The 15,458-nt window shown below is 47.8% G+C and carries 13 protein-coding genes; 6 read left to right on the forward strand and 7 right to left on the reverse strand.

Translation table 11 applies throughout. The annotated features are described in order from the left end of the window. Positions 1 to 5 precede the first annotated feature (5 nt). A complete protein-coding gene (locus NBZ79_RS14505; RefSeq protein WP_251933261.1) occupies positions 6 to 704 on the reverse strand; it encodes an NnrU family protein in 699 nt (232 codons plus the stop codon). 136 nt (positions 705 to 840) lie between these two features. Further along, entirely contained in the window at positions 841 to 1,086 is a 246-nt protein-coding gene (locus NBZ79_RS14510) for a hypothetical protein (RefSeq protein ID WP_251933262.1), read from the reverse strand. 126 nt (positions 1,087 to 1,212) lie between these two features. Here NBZ79_RS14510 and gpt point away from each other — a divergent pair, with 126 nt between their 5' ends. The 5 genes from gpt to NBZ79_RS14535 all read left to right on the forward strand — a co-directional run bounded on the left by gpt (position 1,213) and on the right by NBZ79_RS14535 (position 7,622). Next, entirely contained in the window at positions 1,213 to 1,716 is a 504-nt protein-coding gene (gene gpt / locus NBZ79_RS14515) for a xanthine phosphoribosyltransferase (protein ID WP_251933263.1), read from the forward strand. Between the two features lie 4 nt (positions 1,717 to 1,720). After that, positions 1,721 to 2,503: a 2-oxo-tetronate isomerase gene (gene otnI, locus NBZ79_RS14520; RefSeq protein WP_251933264.1), complete on the forward strand. Its 783-nt coding sequence runs from the start codon at positions 1,721 to 1,723 to the stop codon at positions 2,501 to 2,503. A 134-nt stretch (positions 2,504 to 2,637) separates the two neighbouring features. Beyond that, positions 2,638 to 4,431 carry a chloride channel protein gene (locus NBZ79_RS14525; RefSeq protein WP_251933265.1) on the forward strand — a complete coding sequence of 598 codons (1,794 nt, stop codon included), beginning with the start codon at positions 2,638 to 2,640 and terminating at the stop codon, positions 4,429 to 4,431. A 67-nt stretch (positions 4,432 to 4,498) separates the two neighbouring features. After that, positions 4,499 to 6,778 carry an ATP-dependent helicase gene (locus NBZ79_RS14530; RefSeq protein WP_251933266.1) on the forward strand — a complete coding sequence of 760 codons (2,280 nt, stop codon included), beginning with the start codon at positions 4,499 to 4,501 and terminating at the stop codon, positions 6,776 to 6,778. Further along, positions 6,762 to 7,622, forward strand: coding sequence for a 50S ribosomal protein L11 methyltransferase (locus NBZ79_RS14535; RefSeq protein WP_251933267.1), 861 nt, complete (start codon positions 6,762 to 6,764; stop codon positions 7,620 to 7,622). Before NBZ79_RS14530 ends, NBZ79_RS14535 begins: the two co-directional genes overlap by 17 nt. 77 nt (positions 7,623 to 7,699) lie before the next feature. On the opposite strand, the gene NBZ79_RS14540 is transcribed toward NBZ79_RS14535, so the two are convergent. From NBZ79_RS14540 to NBZ79_RS14550, 3 genes are all read right to left on the reverse strand, one after another. Next, entirely contained in the window at positions 7,700 to 8,317 is a 618-nt protein-coding gene (locus NBZ79_RS14540) for a DUF1127 domain-containing protein (RefSeq protein ID WP_251933268.1), read from the reverse strand. A gap of 299 nt (positions 8,318 to 8,616) precedes the next feature. Next, a complete protein-coding gene (locus NBZ79_RS14545) occupies positions 8,617 to 9,135 on the reverse strand; it encodes a DUF1127 domain-containing protein (RefSeq protein WP_251933269.1) in 519 nt (172 codons plus the stop codon). 36 nt (positions 9,136 to 9,171) lie between these two features. Continuing rightward, on the reverse strand, positions 9,172 to 9,468 hold the full coding sequence (locus tag NBZ79_RS14550; RefSeq protein ID WP_251933270.1) for a hypothetical protein: 297 nt from the start codon (positions 9,466 to 9,468) through the stop codon (positions 9,172 to 9,174). A gap of 196 nt (positions 9,469 to 9,664) precedes the next feature. Here NBZ79_RS14550 and NBZ79_RS14555 point away from each other — a divergent pair, with 196 nt between their 5' ends. Further along, on the forward strand, positions 9,665 to 11,671 hold the full coding sequence (locus NBZ79_RS14555) for an aminopeptidase P family protein (RefSeq protein WP_251933271.1): 2,007 nt from the start codon (positions 9,665 to 9,667) through the stop codon (positions 11,669 to 11,671). 3 nt (positions 11,672 to 11,674) lie between these two features. Here NBZ79_RS14555 and ligA read toward each other — a convergent pair whose 3' ends face one another. Beyond that, complete coding sequence (gene ligA / locus NBZ79_RS14560) at positions 11,675 to 13,786, reverse strand: NAD-dependent DNA ligase LigA (RefSeq protein ID WP_251933272.1); 2,112 nt, start codon at positions 13,784 to 13,786, stop codon at positions 11,675 to 11,677. A 4-nt stretch (positions 13,787 to 13,790) separates the two neighbouring features. Continuing rightward, entirely contained in the window at positions 13,791 to 15,452 is a 1,662-nt protein-coding gene (recN, locus tag NBZ79_RS14565) for a DNA repair protein RecN (protein ID WP_251933273.1), read from the reverse strand. Positions 15,453 to 15,458: the final 6 nt, after the last annotated feature.

Consider the following 15,458-nt stretch of genomic DNA (forward strand, 5'->3'; position numbering starts at 1 on the left):
ACTGTCTAATATGACATCGGGACCGGCGACACACCAAACAAGCTGGAATGGAAATGGAATACCGCAGCGAAGACAAACAGCCCTAAAAGTATGCGCCACCAAAGCGGTTTAAATGAGAATGTTGCCCGTCCCTGAATAAGTGCGAGAAACGGAAAATTTGACGTCCGGGCAGCATATCGATCCCAACCTTCTGCTAATTGTTGCGCTTTTTTTGCGTCAATTAGGAATGTTCCAGCCAAAGCCAGCACTCCAAAGCCACCAAAAAAAATGATCGATGTACTGTCCGAATTATTGACCACATGGACAATAGACCAAAGGATTATCGACCACATCAAGGGGTGACGGGTAATGGCATTTATTCCGCTGTAAGCGAATTCCTTGTCCACCAATTTATCGCCCCCCAATGTTGTCGGGTTCGGGCTGGTATATGCACTGACAAATAACACAAAGGCGATGGGCATCAAAACTGTCCCCAGATACAATCCGGCGTTCCCTGCATCCCAGATTGGTGCTCCAAATGGGGTTTGAATATACGCATATATGACCCAGGCAAACGCTGCGATGGATAGCAAACTGAAAAGGCCTAGATAAGCTCCCGTCCCGACTTTGGAGACAATGGCAACCCTAAGGTAGCTGGAAGGAATAATATGGATAGCGAGAAAAACAATCATCGCCGCCGAGAGCATAAACAAAGAACCCGTCATTCTAAAGCACCCACCACGCTATTTTCAGATAAATAAAGTTTGGCATACCGAACGCCTTAGGAGAAGATTTTTATGATAACAACCTCAACGCTTTGAGATATTCATCACATTTTTGCTGTAAATTGTTCTTTTGAGATCAATGCCGATCGGGATATTTATCGACAGTCTTCATACCTTCTTCCGTCAATTTGCAAACGAGCCAGTCAGGTTTGATCGGATTTTTAAACCATGAAGCCGCCCATCCTTTACGAATACAGCTGCGGATGGTCATCGCGCTAATTTGCTGACCATTGGGATCAAACAGCGGCAATTTGCCACCTGGCTGGAAACGGCCAAGTCGCAAATATTTCAGCTGCGCCGTCGTTGGAGGTTTTGAGACCATCGGATTAGACTAGCGGAAAATGTAACCGGTTAAAAGCTTTTGCAGATCGCCTGATGAAATCGGGACTTTTCTTCTGCGTGACCTCGGTCTAAAACCATCATCAACCTTAACATGAGGAATTAAACAATGACGCAAGAAGCGGGCTATACAAAATATTTTCCGGTTTCATGGGAAGAACTGCATCGCAACGGCCGGGCGCTGGCTTGGCGACTCATGGAAAAAGCGCCCTTCAAAGGGATCGTCGCCGTAACGCGGGGAGGATTGGTTCCGGCAGCGATTGTCGCCCGGGAACTCGATATTCGTCACATCGAGACGATTTGTATTTTGGCATACCGGGATGACAAAACCGTCGGCGAGGTGAATGTGATCAAACCTCTGGATCTGGAAGACGGCGGCGAAGGCTGGCTGATTGTAGATGATCTCGTCGATAGCGGCATAACCGCCCGCCATGTGCGCCAAATGCTCCCCAACGCCCACTTTGCCAGTATTTATGGCAAACCCAAAGGGCTGGAGCAAGTCGATACATTTATTACAGAAGTGAGTCAGGATACCTGGATCCTTTTTCCTTGGGACCAAGCACCAACATTTGTTAAGCCAATTGTCGAAGAGACCCGGTCACAATCGGAGTGATCTCATGCTCAAACTATCCGCAAACCTAAGCTTTTTATATCAGGAACTGCCGTTTCTTGACCGGTTTAAAGCTGCGGCTAAGGATGGATTTAAAGGCGTTGAGTATTTATTTCCCTATGAATGGGAGAGCTCTGAACTCCTCAGTCTTTTAAATGAAAATGGCTTGCAGCAGGTTTTATTCAATGCCAGCGCCGGCGACTGGGCAGCGGGAGAAAAAGGCCTTGCTAGTCTTTCCGGAAGAGAACAGGAATTTCGGGATAGTATTTTCCTGGCACTTGAATATGCAACGGCACTGCAATGCCCTCAGATCCACATTATGGCTGGCCTTCGAGATGAGACGATCTCTCATAGTGCACAGCTGGAGATTTATCACCAAAACCTCGCATTCGCAGCGGAAGAATGCGCAAAACGACAGGTTGTTGCCCTAATAGAGCCTATTAATGCGAAAGACATGCCCGGTTTCTTTTTGGAAAATATTTCCATGGCCGCGTCTGTCCTTAACATTGTCGATCATCCAAGCCTCAGAATTCAGTTTGATATGTATCATATTCAGCGAACGGATGGTGACATTTGCCTGCAGTTTCTGGCCAATGCTGATAAAATTGGCCATATACAAATTGCCAACCCTCCACATCGTTATGAGCCAGGCAACGGTGAAATAAATTATCCCTATATTTTCAATTTTTTGAAATCCGAGAGATACTCAGGATGGATCGGATGCGAATACAAGCCGTCGACAACGACCTCAAAAACCTTGGGATGGGCCAAAGAACTCCTAACTCAATGAAAATACTCCATCAAGTCTTTGTGACAGAATGCATTGGAATTATTGAAACTTTAAGACAATAGCGTTACACCTGAATATCAAAATAAATAACTAAGTGTCCGTAATGTTGGTTTTTTAGGGCAATAGGCTTCACAATGGCCGTCGTTGAGCGAAATAAAACAAAAGAAAAAATTCTCAACCCGATTTTTTCGGCAACAAATAGCATGCCTGTCAAGCTTGTCGCATGTGCGATCGCCATCGGCTTGTTAGCAGGTTATGGGGCGGTTGGATTCCGGATCGCCATTAGCGAACTTCAAACCCTGTTTTATGGATATGGAAGCTACGATATCATTTCGATGGCGGATAGCCTTCCATGGTGGCAAATCGTTGCGGTCCCTGTCATCGGCGGACTTATTGTCGGTTTTTTCCTGAAATACCTGATGCCTGGCCATCGCCCGCAAGGTGTCGCCGATGTAATGGAAGCGGTTATCGTCAATCGTGGGAAGATGAAATTGCTGACCGGCTTTGGTGCCATGTTTGTAAGTGCGGTGTCACTTGGCTCCGGGGCGTCAAGCGGCCGCGAAGGACCGGTGGTACATTTTGGCGCCATGATCGCCAGCCAGCTCGGGCAGCGGCTAAGACTACCTTCCAAATATTATATGACATTGGTTGCTTGCGGCGTCGCCTCCGGTGTTGCCGCGTCATTTAACGCTCCTATTGCCGGTATGTTCTTTGCCCTTGAGGTGGTTGTCGGGTCTCTGGCCACACAGGCTTTCGCCCCAATTGTGATCGCTTCCGTTGTCGGAACGATCATCAGTCGCATATATGTGGGAGACTTTCCGGCATTCATCATTCCACAATACAGTATTGTTTCCCTGTGGGAATTTCCGGCCATCGCGTTGCTAGGTGTTGTATCCGCATTCGTTTCATTGATCTTCATATGGAGCATTACGTTTTCTACGCAAACCATTGACCGTTTTCACATCCCTGACGTTTTACGCCCAGCGGCAGGGGGGCTTATTCTAGGCCTAATTGCCACTCAGTTCCCGCAGATTATCGGTGTTGGATATGAGGCGACAGATAGTGCGCTAAAGGGCAATTACGGATTGCTTCTCCTCCTGGCCTTGATTGTGGTGAAAACTATGGCCGTTGGAATTACGATTGGCAGTAAATTTGGCGGCGGCTTTTTCTCGCCGTCCTTGTTTATCGGAGCAATGACCGGTGGCGCTTTCGGCCTTATCGCTGCGCAGGCATTTCCTGAAATGGCGGCAAGTCATGGACTCTACGCCATTATCGGAATGTCAGCGGTTGCCGCCTCTGTCTTGGGAGCGCCCATTTCAACCATCTTAATCGTGTTTGAACTAACTGGCGACTACAAGATCTCTATCGCAGTGATGATCGCCGTGTCTGTGGCAACCCTCATCACCAAGCATATAATTGGGCGCAGCATATTTCAGACACAGCTTCTCAATCGAAATGTCGATGTCAATGAAAGCCGCGCGCTTCGTCAGTTAAGTTTTCGTCAAGTGCGTGGTATTATGGATCGGGAATTTATCGAAGTTGCCAAAGATGCACCAATGGCGGATCTTCGGAAAATCGTTGGCAATACCAACCATGACAAATTCGTTGTTGTTGATCCCGAAACGCACGAATTTTTTGGCCGTATCGACTACTCTGACCTAAAAACCCACCTGTTCGGTGATGAGCCGGAAGAGAACCTTACGGCTATGGATCTTGTCCATGAAGATAATCCCGTCCTTTTTCCGGATACCAGCCTGAAGGCAGCCATCGGTATCATTGAAAAAGCTGGTGTCGAGCATATTCCGGTCATTAATAGAGCCAGCGACCGCCGACTTATTGGCATTCTGCATCATAATGATCTTTTGCATGCCTATAATGCGGCACTACTCTCCGCCCAGGACGACGCCCGGGATAAAGTTTTTAAATAGGATTAAAGCGGTTTGTCCCTAGATCCGGTATAGCCGGACCGATCATGTTGAGCTATATCATATAGCCATGAGTGACAATTTCGACATTGGTAATTTTGACGCCCCTCAAGAAGCGTCGCCGCCCCCAGACCTTTCCTATCTAAATGGCCTGAATGAAGGGCAAACAGCGGCTGTACAATCTCTTGACGGACCCGTTTTGGTTCTTGCCGGAGCGGGTACGGGGAAAACACGTGTACTGATCACCAGGCTGGCTCATATCCTGAATATGCGTGATGTACGCCCGTGGGAGATTCTTGCCGTTACCTTTACGAACAAGGCCGCGGCCGAAATGCGAGAGCGAACCGCAAATCTTGTCGGGCCACAAGCCATTGAAATTAAGCTTGGGACCTTCCACTCAATTGGCGTCTGGTTACTACGCCGCCACGCTGAATTGGTCGGCCTCAATACCAATTTCACAATCCTGGATACAGATGATCAACTTAGATTGCTGAAGCAAATCCTGGTTGACGAAGGCATCGACGTAAAAAAATGGCCTCCGCGGGGATTAGCGGCAGTCATTGACCGCTGGAAAGACAAGGGTTTACGTCCGGATCAAGTGAAAGATCTGGATGGTAATGGATTCGCCCATGGCCGTGCCGGTGAATTATACAAAATCTACCAAACCCGACTGACCGCCCAGAATGCGTGTGATTTTGGCGATTTACTGCTGCATATCCTGACACTCTTCCAGCAAAACCCGGAGATTCTTGCGCAATATCAAAACCGCTTCAAATATATTCTTGTTGATGAATATCAAGATACCAATGTGGCCCAGTATTTAATGCTTCGTTTATTGGCGCAGAAACATAAGAACATATGCTGCGTTGGCGATGATGATCAGTCTATTTATGGTTGGCGCGGTGCTGAAGTCGGCAATATATTGAAGTTTGAAGACGACTTTCCAGGTGCCGATGTAATTCGCTTGGAAAGAAATTATCGTTCTACATCGCATATATTGGGTGCCGCATCAGGACTCATTTCCCGAAACGAGAGCCGGCTTGGCAAAACCTTGTTCACGGAAGGAAATGACGGTGAGAAAGTTGTTCTCAACGGGCTGTGGGATGGTGGAAACGAAGCTCGGTGGGTTGCGGATGAAATCGAAAATATCGAACGCAAAGGTGCCAGCTTAAAAGATGTAGCAATTTTGGTCCGCGCCAGTTTTCAAACCCGTGACTTCGAAGAATGCTTCTTAAGCATGGGAATTAAATATCGCGTCATTGGTGGCCTGAGATTTTACGAACGCCGTGAAATACGCGATGTCCTCGCCTATCTTCGGGTCATTAATCAGGCGGATGATGATTTGGCTTTTGAGCGAATTTACAATTTGCCGAAAAGAGGCCTTGGTGCCAAAGCCCTGGAAAAAATCCGAAATATTGGTCGCGCTAACAATCTGTCACTTTCCCGGGCAGCTGTTCTTGCCGTTGAACAAAAATTGTTTAAGGGGAAGCCCCTCGCCGCTCTTTCTGAGTTATGCGCAAATTTCGAACACTGGCGGGCTCAGAAAGACCTAATTCCACCGAATGAGCTAGTTGAGGCGGTTCTTGAAGAGAGCGGGTATTTTGACATGTGGCGTCAGGATAAATCAGTCGAAGCCGAAGGGAAGAAAGAAAACCTGAAAGAACTAGGCCCGGCACTGGCGGATTATGAAAGTCTTGGACAATTTTTGGAACATGTGTCCCTTGTTATGGAGAATAACGAGGATAAAAGTGACGAAATGGTAAGCGTTATGACACTCCATTCCGCAAAAGGGTTGGAATATGACACCGTTTTCCTTCCGGGTTGGGAAGAAGGCTTATTTCCTCATCAGCGGGCCCTTGACGAGAATGGCCTAAAAGCACTCGAAGAGGAACGACGCCTTGCATATGTTGGCATTACGCGCGCCAAATTGCGGTGTTATATCAGTCACGCCAGTAATCGCCGTATCCATGGACAATGGCAGTCTTCATTACCAAGCCGGTTCGTCGACGAATTGCCCAAAGAACATATTGCCGATCAATCTGAACAAGGTGTGTACAACACATCGCGCGCTTCCGACGCATCCTCAACGTTCACATGGCGAACGGCGGAGCCCACCCATTACACCGATGTAATGAAAAAACGGGCTGCTGCCAACGAAGCCCTGGTGGACAATACAACACAGCCCTTGAAGTCAGACGGCAGTGACACCGGCAAGGAAGTTGGCAGTCGTATATTTCACCAGAAATTCGGTTATGGCCGTATTTTGCGGAAAGATGGTCCGAAACTCGAAATCGCTTTCGAGAAAGCGGGTACAAAGAAAGTGATGGAAAATTTTGTCCAAACCTGCTGATACCTCCCTCTGGCAGCTCAGCGTTACCCTCCCATTGCCAGAACTTGAACCGATTGAACAGATACTTGAAGACCATGCTTTGACGATTTCAACAGAAGAAGCTGTGGCTGATGGTTCCCTTTGGACAATGAATGTCTTGTTTGAGCAAAAACCGGGCGATCAACTCCTGCAACAATTAGACGCTGATCTTGACTATCTTGTTGCCCCTCTGGTTCAAAAAGATTGGGTTTCGGAAAGCCAGAAAATGCTTCCACCCGTCGATGCAGGACGATTTTACATTCACGGATCCCATGATCCTGTTCATCCCTCTATTTCCCGACATGATCTGACAATTGAGGCGGGGCGCGCCTTCGGAACAGGCTTGCATGAAACGACCTTCGGCTGTCTTTTGGCTATTGATGACTTACGGAAAAAGCGGGAGTTTTATAACGCACTCGACCTTGGCTGCGGATCAGGCGTCCTTGCACTTGCCATTGCGAAAGCCTGGCGAAGACCGGTTCTCGCCAGCGATATCGATATAGATGCTGTCCTGGTAACAAATGAAAATGCCAAGAAGAATGGTCTGGCACCCCTCATTAAGGCAGAACATGCGGCAGGATTAAATAGCCGCATCCTGCACCAGCACGGACCTTATGATCTGATCGTTGCAAATATTCTGGCAAAACCGCTAGTCACTATGGCTTTCAGCATTGCCAATGCTTTGGCAGACAATGGAGTGCTTATCCTGTCGGGTTTGCTTGGTAAGCAGGAACAAATGGTGTTCAGCAGTTACCGACTACAAGGCTTGCGGTTGCAACGACGGTACGCCATAGGTGAATGGCGCGCGCTCGTCTTGTCAAAATAGTGGAATTGTCGCTCTAGAAAAGAAGCAGCCGGTCCATCAACACTATGGGGGGATGCATATGAACCGGCTGCTGACGATCAAACCGCGTGACGGTGATCGTTATCCTGTTTGTTGTCATTAGGTGGATTATGCAGATCATTCTTATCCGCAATTGCTGTTAGACTTCCCTGTTTAGAATTTATGTTTGCAGATGAACTGTTTGAGGGCGATAAAATCAAATTGCCCTGCACCGCAGCAACAATCATGCCTCGTGAAATACCTAAATCCGCAAGCTGTGAGTCACTCATTGCCATCAATTCACGATAACCAGCTCGTCTTTGCGTTGCTTTTTCAATATTATCCCGGACTTTCGCTAAATATTGTTTCAATGCCGCAAACGACGTTGAGAAGCTTCTCCGCGGACGCCCGCTAACGATAAACTCGATTTCCCCCCTGGAGATTCCGAGTTTGGCAAGTTCATAGTCCTTCATCGCATAAAGTTCTTTTTTTGCGGTCGAGTTACGTTTGTACAGTGCAATGCGCCGGGAGATGAGCTGTGCCGTTAGCACTAACCTTCTCCGCACATGGCTACTTCTGAAGCGCCGCGCTCGTAAATGAAGTTCATCCACGGTTCTATGATTGCGGTTAGATGGGTTTGCAGGCGCAACATTCGCTGCAAAAAACCCTCCAAAATCCGTCATATAATAATGCATCATATCAATATCCCAAAAAAAGTATCGAAGGCTCAAGAGTGCTGCCGCATTCCTTCCAGCGCTTCCGAGTATTTAATTTAGCTTTCTTCTGGATCAACAGTTATGCATCGATTATGGCTTAAAAGTGTCACCGAAAGCGGATAAGTATTTACATTCCAGGTCACCTGCTAATACCTTGTTTTTCCTGTATAAAATTTTTTATTCACTCCCTCTTTTTCCAGAAAAAAATCCCTCACGCATCGCTGCGTGAGGGATTTCATACTTGATTGCCTGCAATATGTATTACAAGCTCATCATCTCAATTAAACTGCATGACGGTGTTCATTATTGTTGCTTGCCTGCGCGAGGTTGTCGTTAGCAAGCAAAGCTGTATTTCCATGAACCGCTGCTTCAATATCGCCTTTTACAAGCCCGATATCAGCAAGCTGACGTGCATCCATTGCCATTAACTGAGCGTAACCAGCCCGCGCTTTCTGTGCACGCACTAGTTTTTCTTTAAAGCTTGCCCAGAAAGAAGGCGCCGGTTTTTCGCCCCTTCTTCCTTCTACAGCGTAATCTATTTCAGATCGGGTAATACCCAAATCGACTAGTTCTCTGTCCGACATAGCGTACAGGCTTCTTTTTGCAGCTGCGATTTGCCGGCTCTTCGCAAATTTACCTGTCACTTTGTTATAAAGGGACGCGATACCATTTGAAATATATTCGCTTCTCAGCACATGACCGCGGTAGATCAGTGCATCGACATTGACATTTTCTTTATTCACTTGAACGGGTTGGATCATGGCCAAAGCTTCAAGTTCTTTCTGATTGTAGTTCATCATAATACTTCTCCTTCGGAAGCAGATTCCCTTTCGGGTTTATTTAACAAAAGCGTTATTCACGCTTAGTCGTTCAATTTCATTTTCGTTCACTGATTTATTTAAAATCTTGTAATCACGTTTTGCGGCTTGACGTGACACCGCATTTAACAAATCAACTTCGACAGTACTTTCAGATGTTTGACTCTGCCCAAAACCCAATACTCGCTGCCAAAACGACGACGCCTTAAAATGACCGTTCAGTGATGAGCCATCTGCTTCGCCATTTGAAGCGCCATACTGCAAATGCAACGCTTGTCCGTATTTTTCGTTTCTAGAGAACATATCAATTTCCATACTGTTTGTTCCTGGTACAGAATATATTGCACTGCATTCATTAAAAAACAATGGCTTACCCCCTGATTTTGCCCGCGAAGATCGTATTGGTGCATTGCATAAAATGCATAGCTAGGATTGCACTCAAACAAAAAAACCCCCATATTCACACTGAATAAGACCTTTAATGCCAGATGCCGCATTGGCCGGAGATGTTATGAATACAGCCGCAGAAATTGATGCCCTGCTTGCAACCACTGACACAGATTTAAGTAAGGAGTCGTTGACGGAACTCATTGAAGCTGTTGCCTCTGCTCCATACCGACCGGACGAAGACAATACCCTTCGGCATGTTTTACCAGGCCTGTCCTCGGAAGAAATGGATTCTGTAAAAACGGTGCGGGATGCCATTCGTGAAAAAATAGGACAGAATGTTCTGTCGCCTGAAAGTTCATCTGACCGTCTCGCCGCTTTACGTGCAAAAATGCTTGCGGAAAACTCAGACGGCTTCATTGTCCCGCTTAACGACGAATATCACGGCGAAGCGGCCCCCGCCTGCTCTGAGCGTCTGAAATGGCTGACCGGATTCACTGGCTCGGCCGGCGTCGCTGCTGTCTTGAAAGAAAAAGCAGCGATCTTTGTTGACGGACGCTATACCCTACAAGTTGTCAATGAAGTCGATACGTCATTGTTTGAGCCTCGGCATGTTTCAGATGAACCCATGTTTGCCTGGATTGAAGATAATATGGTCAAGGGCCAAACCCTGGCGATCGACCCCTGGCTCCACACGGAAAGCAGTGTTAATGCGTTCAAACAACTGACGAAACGCCTCGGGATATTGCTAAAGGAAATAGACACCAATTTTATTGACGATGTCTGGACAGATCGCCCGCAACCACCGCTCGCCATGGTCGTCCCCCATGCTGACATTTTTTCCGGAGAAACATCTCGCGACAAGCGGGCAGCCGTCGCGGCGACATTACAAGAAAATGGAGTTGATGCCTGTATTCATACCCTGCCTGATGTGAACGCCTGGTTGTTGAATATTCGCGGGGCAGATCTTCCCTGCACGCCGTTTGCGTTGGGCTTCGGCATTCTTCATAAGGATGCTACTGTTGACCTGTACATGGATGAGCGAAAGCTGTCTTCGGAATTGCCGGAGCATTTGGGCAATAGCGTCCGGTTATTTAACCCAGACCAATTTCAGGACGGTCTCGCTAATCTTGTGGGCAAAGCTGTCCAGGTAGATCCTGCGTCGACCAGTCAATGGATTGTTAATAAACTAAAGAGCGCACAGGCGAAAATTGTCCGCGCAGACGATCCCTGCCTTCTGCCAAAAGCAACGAAGAATGCCACTGAAGTTGCGGGAACCCGAAACGCACATATTCGCGATGGTGCTGCTGTAACAAAATTTTTGCACTGGCTTTCCCTCAATGCTGCATCCGGGTCAGTAGATGAAATCTCTGCGGAAGAGAAACTTCGGGAATTTCGCAAGACAGGAGATAAATTCAAAGATCTTAGTTTTCCAACGATCTCAGCGGCTGGACCCAATGGTGCTCTTTGTCACTATCGCTCGACGACTGCATCAAACCGTAAGCTTGAAACAGGTACTCTTTACCTCGTTGACAGCGGCGGACAGTATTTGGATGGTACGACTGATATTACCCGTACCATCGCCGTAGGTGAGCCATCGGAAGAAATGCGGCAGCGGTTTACCCTTGTTCTTAAAGGTCATATTGCTCTCGCAACAGCCCGCTTTCCAAAAGGGACGACAGGGAGCCAGCTTGATACTTTGGCCAGAGCCCCGCTTTGGGCCGCCGGCCTCGATTATGACCATGGTACGGGGCATGGCGTGGGAAGTTATTTATCTGTCCATGAAGGCCCACAACGCATTTCAAAAATGCCAAATTCCGTTGCACTCCAGCCTGGTATGATTATCTCGAATGAACCGGGGTTTTACAAAGCCGATGATTACGGGATCAGGATCGAAAACCTCGTGACTGTTTTTGAAATTGAAGGTTTGAAGAATGCGGAATTAACAACATATGGTTTTGAAACGCTAACTTTCGCCCCGCTTGATCAAAATCTAATTGAGGGCACATTGCTTACCACGGAAGAAGTTCAATGGGTCAACGACTATCATCAAGCTGTATGGAACAAAATTTCACCGCTGGTGTCCGGAGATGTTAAAGACTGGCTTCAATCTGCGACTGCCTCAATCTAAGACTTAGGACGCACCCATCAAGTCAATCCACTCCTGTTCAGATAAAATCTGAACACCCAGATCTGCTGCCTTTTTGAGTTTGGACCCTGCCTTCTCGCCAGCGACCAGATAGTCAGTCTTTGCAGAAATGGATCCGCTGACTTTGGCCCCAAGTCCTTCTGCACGGGCCTTCATTTCAGCGCGCGTCATCAATTCCAGGGAACCGGTAAAGACAACAGTCTTTCCGGCTATTGGACTATCATTCGTCGGAACTTCAAATTCCAATATTTCTACTTCTTCCAGAAGTTCATCCAGAATACCCTGATTTTTTTTCTCGTTGAAAAACTCTCGGACGGCGTCAGCAACGGCTTCTCCGATACCATCAATATTCAATAATTCAACATATCGCTCGCCAGCATCCTCTCGAGTTGTGTCGAGGGCGCTCCTCAGCGCCGCAAAAGTCAGGTAGCTGCGAGCAAGCAGACGCGCATTCCCCTGACCAATATGCCGGATACCCAGCGCATAAATAAACCGATCCAAATCGATTTGCCGCCGTTCATTAATGGCTGCGAATAGGTTTTTGATGGCTTTATCACCAAAACCTTCTCTATTTTTAAGTCGTTTCAGATTGCCTGGCGCATTATCGCGATTTTCAAGAGTAAAAATATCGGCGGGAGACTTAATAATTTCATCAGCATAAAAGGCTTCGATCTGTTTGGCACCCAATCCATCGATGTCCAGTGCATTACGTGAAACGAAATGCTTCAAACGTTCCACTGCTTGGGCACGGCAGATTAAGCCACCGGTGCATCGCCTAATCACATCGGCCTTACCAGTTGTCGCGTTTATCTCTCTAACCGCATGGCTACCGCAGACTGGGCAAATTGTCGGAAAATTAAAAGCTATACTGTTTTCCTGCCGCTTATCCAGATTGACCTCTACAACTTGTGGAATAACATCGCCGGCACGCTGGACGATAACGGTGTCATCAACACGAATGTCCTTACGCTCGATTTCCTCTTCGTTATGTAAGGTCGCATTGGATACAACGACCCCGCCCACGGTCACAGGGCGTAATCTTGCAACCGGCGTTAGGGCACCAGTGCGCCCGACTTGGATTTCAATATCTTGAATTACGGTACTTGCCTTTTCCGCTGGAAATTTATGAGCAATGGCCCAGCGCGGACTGCGGCTAACAAAGCCGAGACGGGCTTGCCAATCAAGGCGGTTTACTTTGAAGACAACGCCATCAATGTCATAGTCAAGCGACGCCCGTAACTCCTCAATTTTACGATAGGAGTCTATTGCCTCTGCCATATTGGCGCAGACATGAGAGAGCGGGTTGACAGAAAAGCCCCAAGTGGCGAACTGTTCGAGAACTTCTGACTGCGATTTACCTGGAATTTCAGAAGTGTCCCCCCATGCATAGGCAAATAGACGAAGATTTCGAGAAGCCGTTATCGAGGTATCCAACTGCCGCAAACTGCCGGCGGCGGCATTTCTGGGGTTCGCAAAGGTTTTCGCATTCGCCGCCAACTGCGCCTCATTGAGGGTTTGAAAATCAGCGCCGGACATATAAACCTCGCCGCGCACCTCAAATACAGAAGGTATCTTCTCACCTGAACCCTTTAAACGCAAAGGAAGATCAACAACCCCTTTCAGGTTTTCAGTGATATCTTCCCCTTCCTGACCATCTCCCCGTGTTGCACCTTGAACAAAATTTCCATCTTCATATCGAAGACTGGCCGACAATCCGTCAATTTTAGGTTCCGCGAAAAAGGCCACCTCTTCATCAGCGGATAACCCCAAAAACCGCCGTACCCGATTTTCAAATTCCTGTAATTCTTCACTATTGAACGCATTGTCCAAAGATAGCATCGGTACTTTATGCCGTACTTTCCCAAATCCTTTTGCCGGTGCGCTGCCGACGCTTTGCGTGGGACTGTCGGGTGTAATCAAAAATGGAAATCTCTTTTCCAACGCGATTAATTCGCGTCTCAACTGATCATAATCGGCATCAGAAACAAGTGGATCATCATCCTGATAATACCGGGTATCATGCCCCCTGATTTCAAGTGCCAACCGCTTATGCTCTATTGCTGCTGTATCGGCCTTCAGTTTCGTCGTATTTTCCATTTTGTCAGCCTTGTATCAGACTTTGAGCCGCGGCCCGCGCTTCATTCGTTATCGTCGCGCCAGACAGCATTCTGGCAATCTCTTCCTGTCGTTGATCTGAACTTAGCCGCACCACAGAGGTAGTCGTCCCCTTACCGTTGTCAGCTTTCTGAATATTCCAATGGGCCTCCCCCGACGCAGCGACTTGAGGTGAATGGGTTACCACAAGCACCTGCAGTTGCCCCGACAATCTACGCAGCCGCTCACCAACGGCATCAGCGGTTGCCCCGCCAACACCACGGTCTACTTCGTCAAAAACAAGCGTCGGCGCGGATCCGGATTTTGCTAGAACCACTTTAAGGGCAAGCATAATCCTGGAAAGCTCTCCGCCGGAGGCGATCTTTATCAATGAGCCGGCCGCACTTCCAGGGTTCGTTGAAATCAGAAACTCAACTTTGTTTGACCCGGCAAAATTCCAATGGCTTTCATCCAAGTCAGTAACTTTCGTTATAAATTGAGCATTGCCAAGTTTTAGGGGCCCCAACTCCTTTTTTACCGCTTTATCCATTTTGGCTGCCGCGGCGTTCCGACGCTCACTCAAATCATCGGCTTTCAGAACAAAGGCGTCTTTTGCGTCTTTCGCATTTTGACGAAGTTTTTGAAGCGCCACATCACTCTCTTCTACCGCTTTTAATTTGGCCTTAAATTGATCAAGAAGGCCAGGAAGCGCTTCAACAGCACATTTATGTTTCCGTGCCGCCGCCCGCAGCGCAAATAATCGTTCTTCAACGGCTTCCAGGCCTGCGGGGTCCATATTCAAGTCCATGCCGACCATATTAATCACATTTTGCGCCTCGGCCATTTCCATGGCCGCTTTTTCCAAACTTTGCAGAACCGGGTCTAGTTTTTCGGGCGCCTTGTCCAGCACGCGCTCGATGGCACGGGTCGCTGATCGGATCTTATTGTCGATACCTCCATGTTCTGTCAGGGATTTCTCCGCGTCACGTAACGCTTCAGCTATCTTTTCCGCATGCATCAAATGCGATCTCTCGAGAGCCAGTGCATCTTCTTCACCTTCTTCCGGCGCCAGATCACTAAGCTCCTGCACGACATGTTGCAAATATTCTTCATCTATCCGGGCATTTTCAATTTCACGGATCGCAGTAGCAAGGTTTTCATTGGCAGTTTGCATATTACTATATAAATCAGCAATTTGCAGACCCTCAACCTGCAGTTGACCATATTGGTCAAGCAGACCTCTATGCCCATTGGCGTCCAGCAACCCCCGCTCAGCATTCTGTCCGTGAATTTCGACGACGGCATCACCTATTCTTCTAAGCAGGCCAGCACTTATCGGCTGATCATTGATACTAGCCTTGCTCCGTCCATCCTGGCCGACATTACGCCGCAGTACCAAGGCTTCCCCAGGGTCAATTTCGAGATCTTCAAGAAGGGAAAATACGGGATGAGAGGGCGCCAAGTTAAATTCTGCACTAACCGACCCGCTAGTATGCCCGGACCTTATCAACGCAGCATCTGCTCGGGCACCCAACGCCAATGCAAGGCTGTCCAACAGGATTGACTTACCAGCTCCCGTTTCTCCCGTCAGGACACAGAGTCCCTGTTCGAAAGACAGATCAAGTTGATCGATCAAAACAATATTGCGGATGGAAAGCTTTTCAAGCATCTATAT

The sequence above is a fragment of the Sneathiella marina genome (genome assembly GCF_023746535.1).
Taxonomy (GTDB): domain Bacteria; phylum Pseudomonadota; class Alphaproteobacteria; order Sneathiellales; family Sneathiellaceae; genus Sneathiella; species Sneathiella marina.

Excerpts from the sequence above, each read along its gene's own strand:
- NBZ79_RS14550 (WP_251933270.1), bottom strand. The coding sequence starts at position 9,468 with ATGGAAATTGATATGTTCTCTAGAAACGAAAAATACGGACAAGCGTTG.
- otnI (WP_251933264.1), top strand. The coding sequence starts at position 1,721 with ATGCTCAAACTATCCGCAAACCTAAGCTTTTTATATCAGGAACTGCCG.
- recN (WP_251933273.1), bottom strand. The coding sequence starts at position 15,452 with ATGCTTGAAAAGCTTTCCATCCGCAATATTGTTTTGATCGATCAACTT.
- ligA (WP_251933272.1), bottom strand. The coding sequence starts at position 13,786 with ATGGAAAATACGACGAAACTGAAGGCCGATACAGCAGCAATAGAGCAT.
- NBZ79_RS14540 (WP_251933268.1), bottom strand. The coding sequence starts at position 8,317 with ATGATGCATTATTATATGACGGATTTTGGAGGGTTTTTTGCAGCGAAT.
- gpt (WP_251933263.1), top strand. The coding sequence starts at position 1,213 with ATGACGCAAGAAGCGGGCTATACAAAATATTTTCCGGTTTCATGGGAA.
- NBZ79_RS14505 (WP_251933261.1), bottom strand. The coding sequence starts at position 704 with ATGACGGGTTCTTTGTTTATGCTCTCGGCGGCGATGATTGTTTTTCTC.
- NBZ79_RS14545 (WP_251933269.1), bottom strand. The coding sequence starts at position 9,135 with ATGATGAACTACAATCAGAAAGAACTTGAAGCTTTGGCCATGATCCAA.
- NBZ79_RS14555 (WP_251933271.1), top strand. The coding sequence starts at position 9,665 with ATGAATACAGCCGCAGAAATTGATGCCCTGCTTGCAACCACTGACACA.
- NBZ79_RS14525 (WP_251933265.1), top strand. The coding sequence starts at position 2,638 with ATGGCCGTCGTTGAGCGAAATAAAACAAAAGAAAAAATTCTCAACCCG.
- NBZ79_RS14530 (WP_251933266.1), top strand. The coding sequence starts at position 4,499 with ATGAGTGACAATTTCGACATTGGTAATTTTGACGCCCCTCAAGAAGCG.
- NBZ79_RS14510 (WP_251933262.1), bottom strand. The coding sequence starts at position 1,086 with ATGGTCTCAAAACCTCCAACGACGGCGCAGCTGAAATATTTGCGACTT.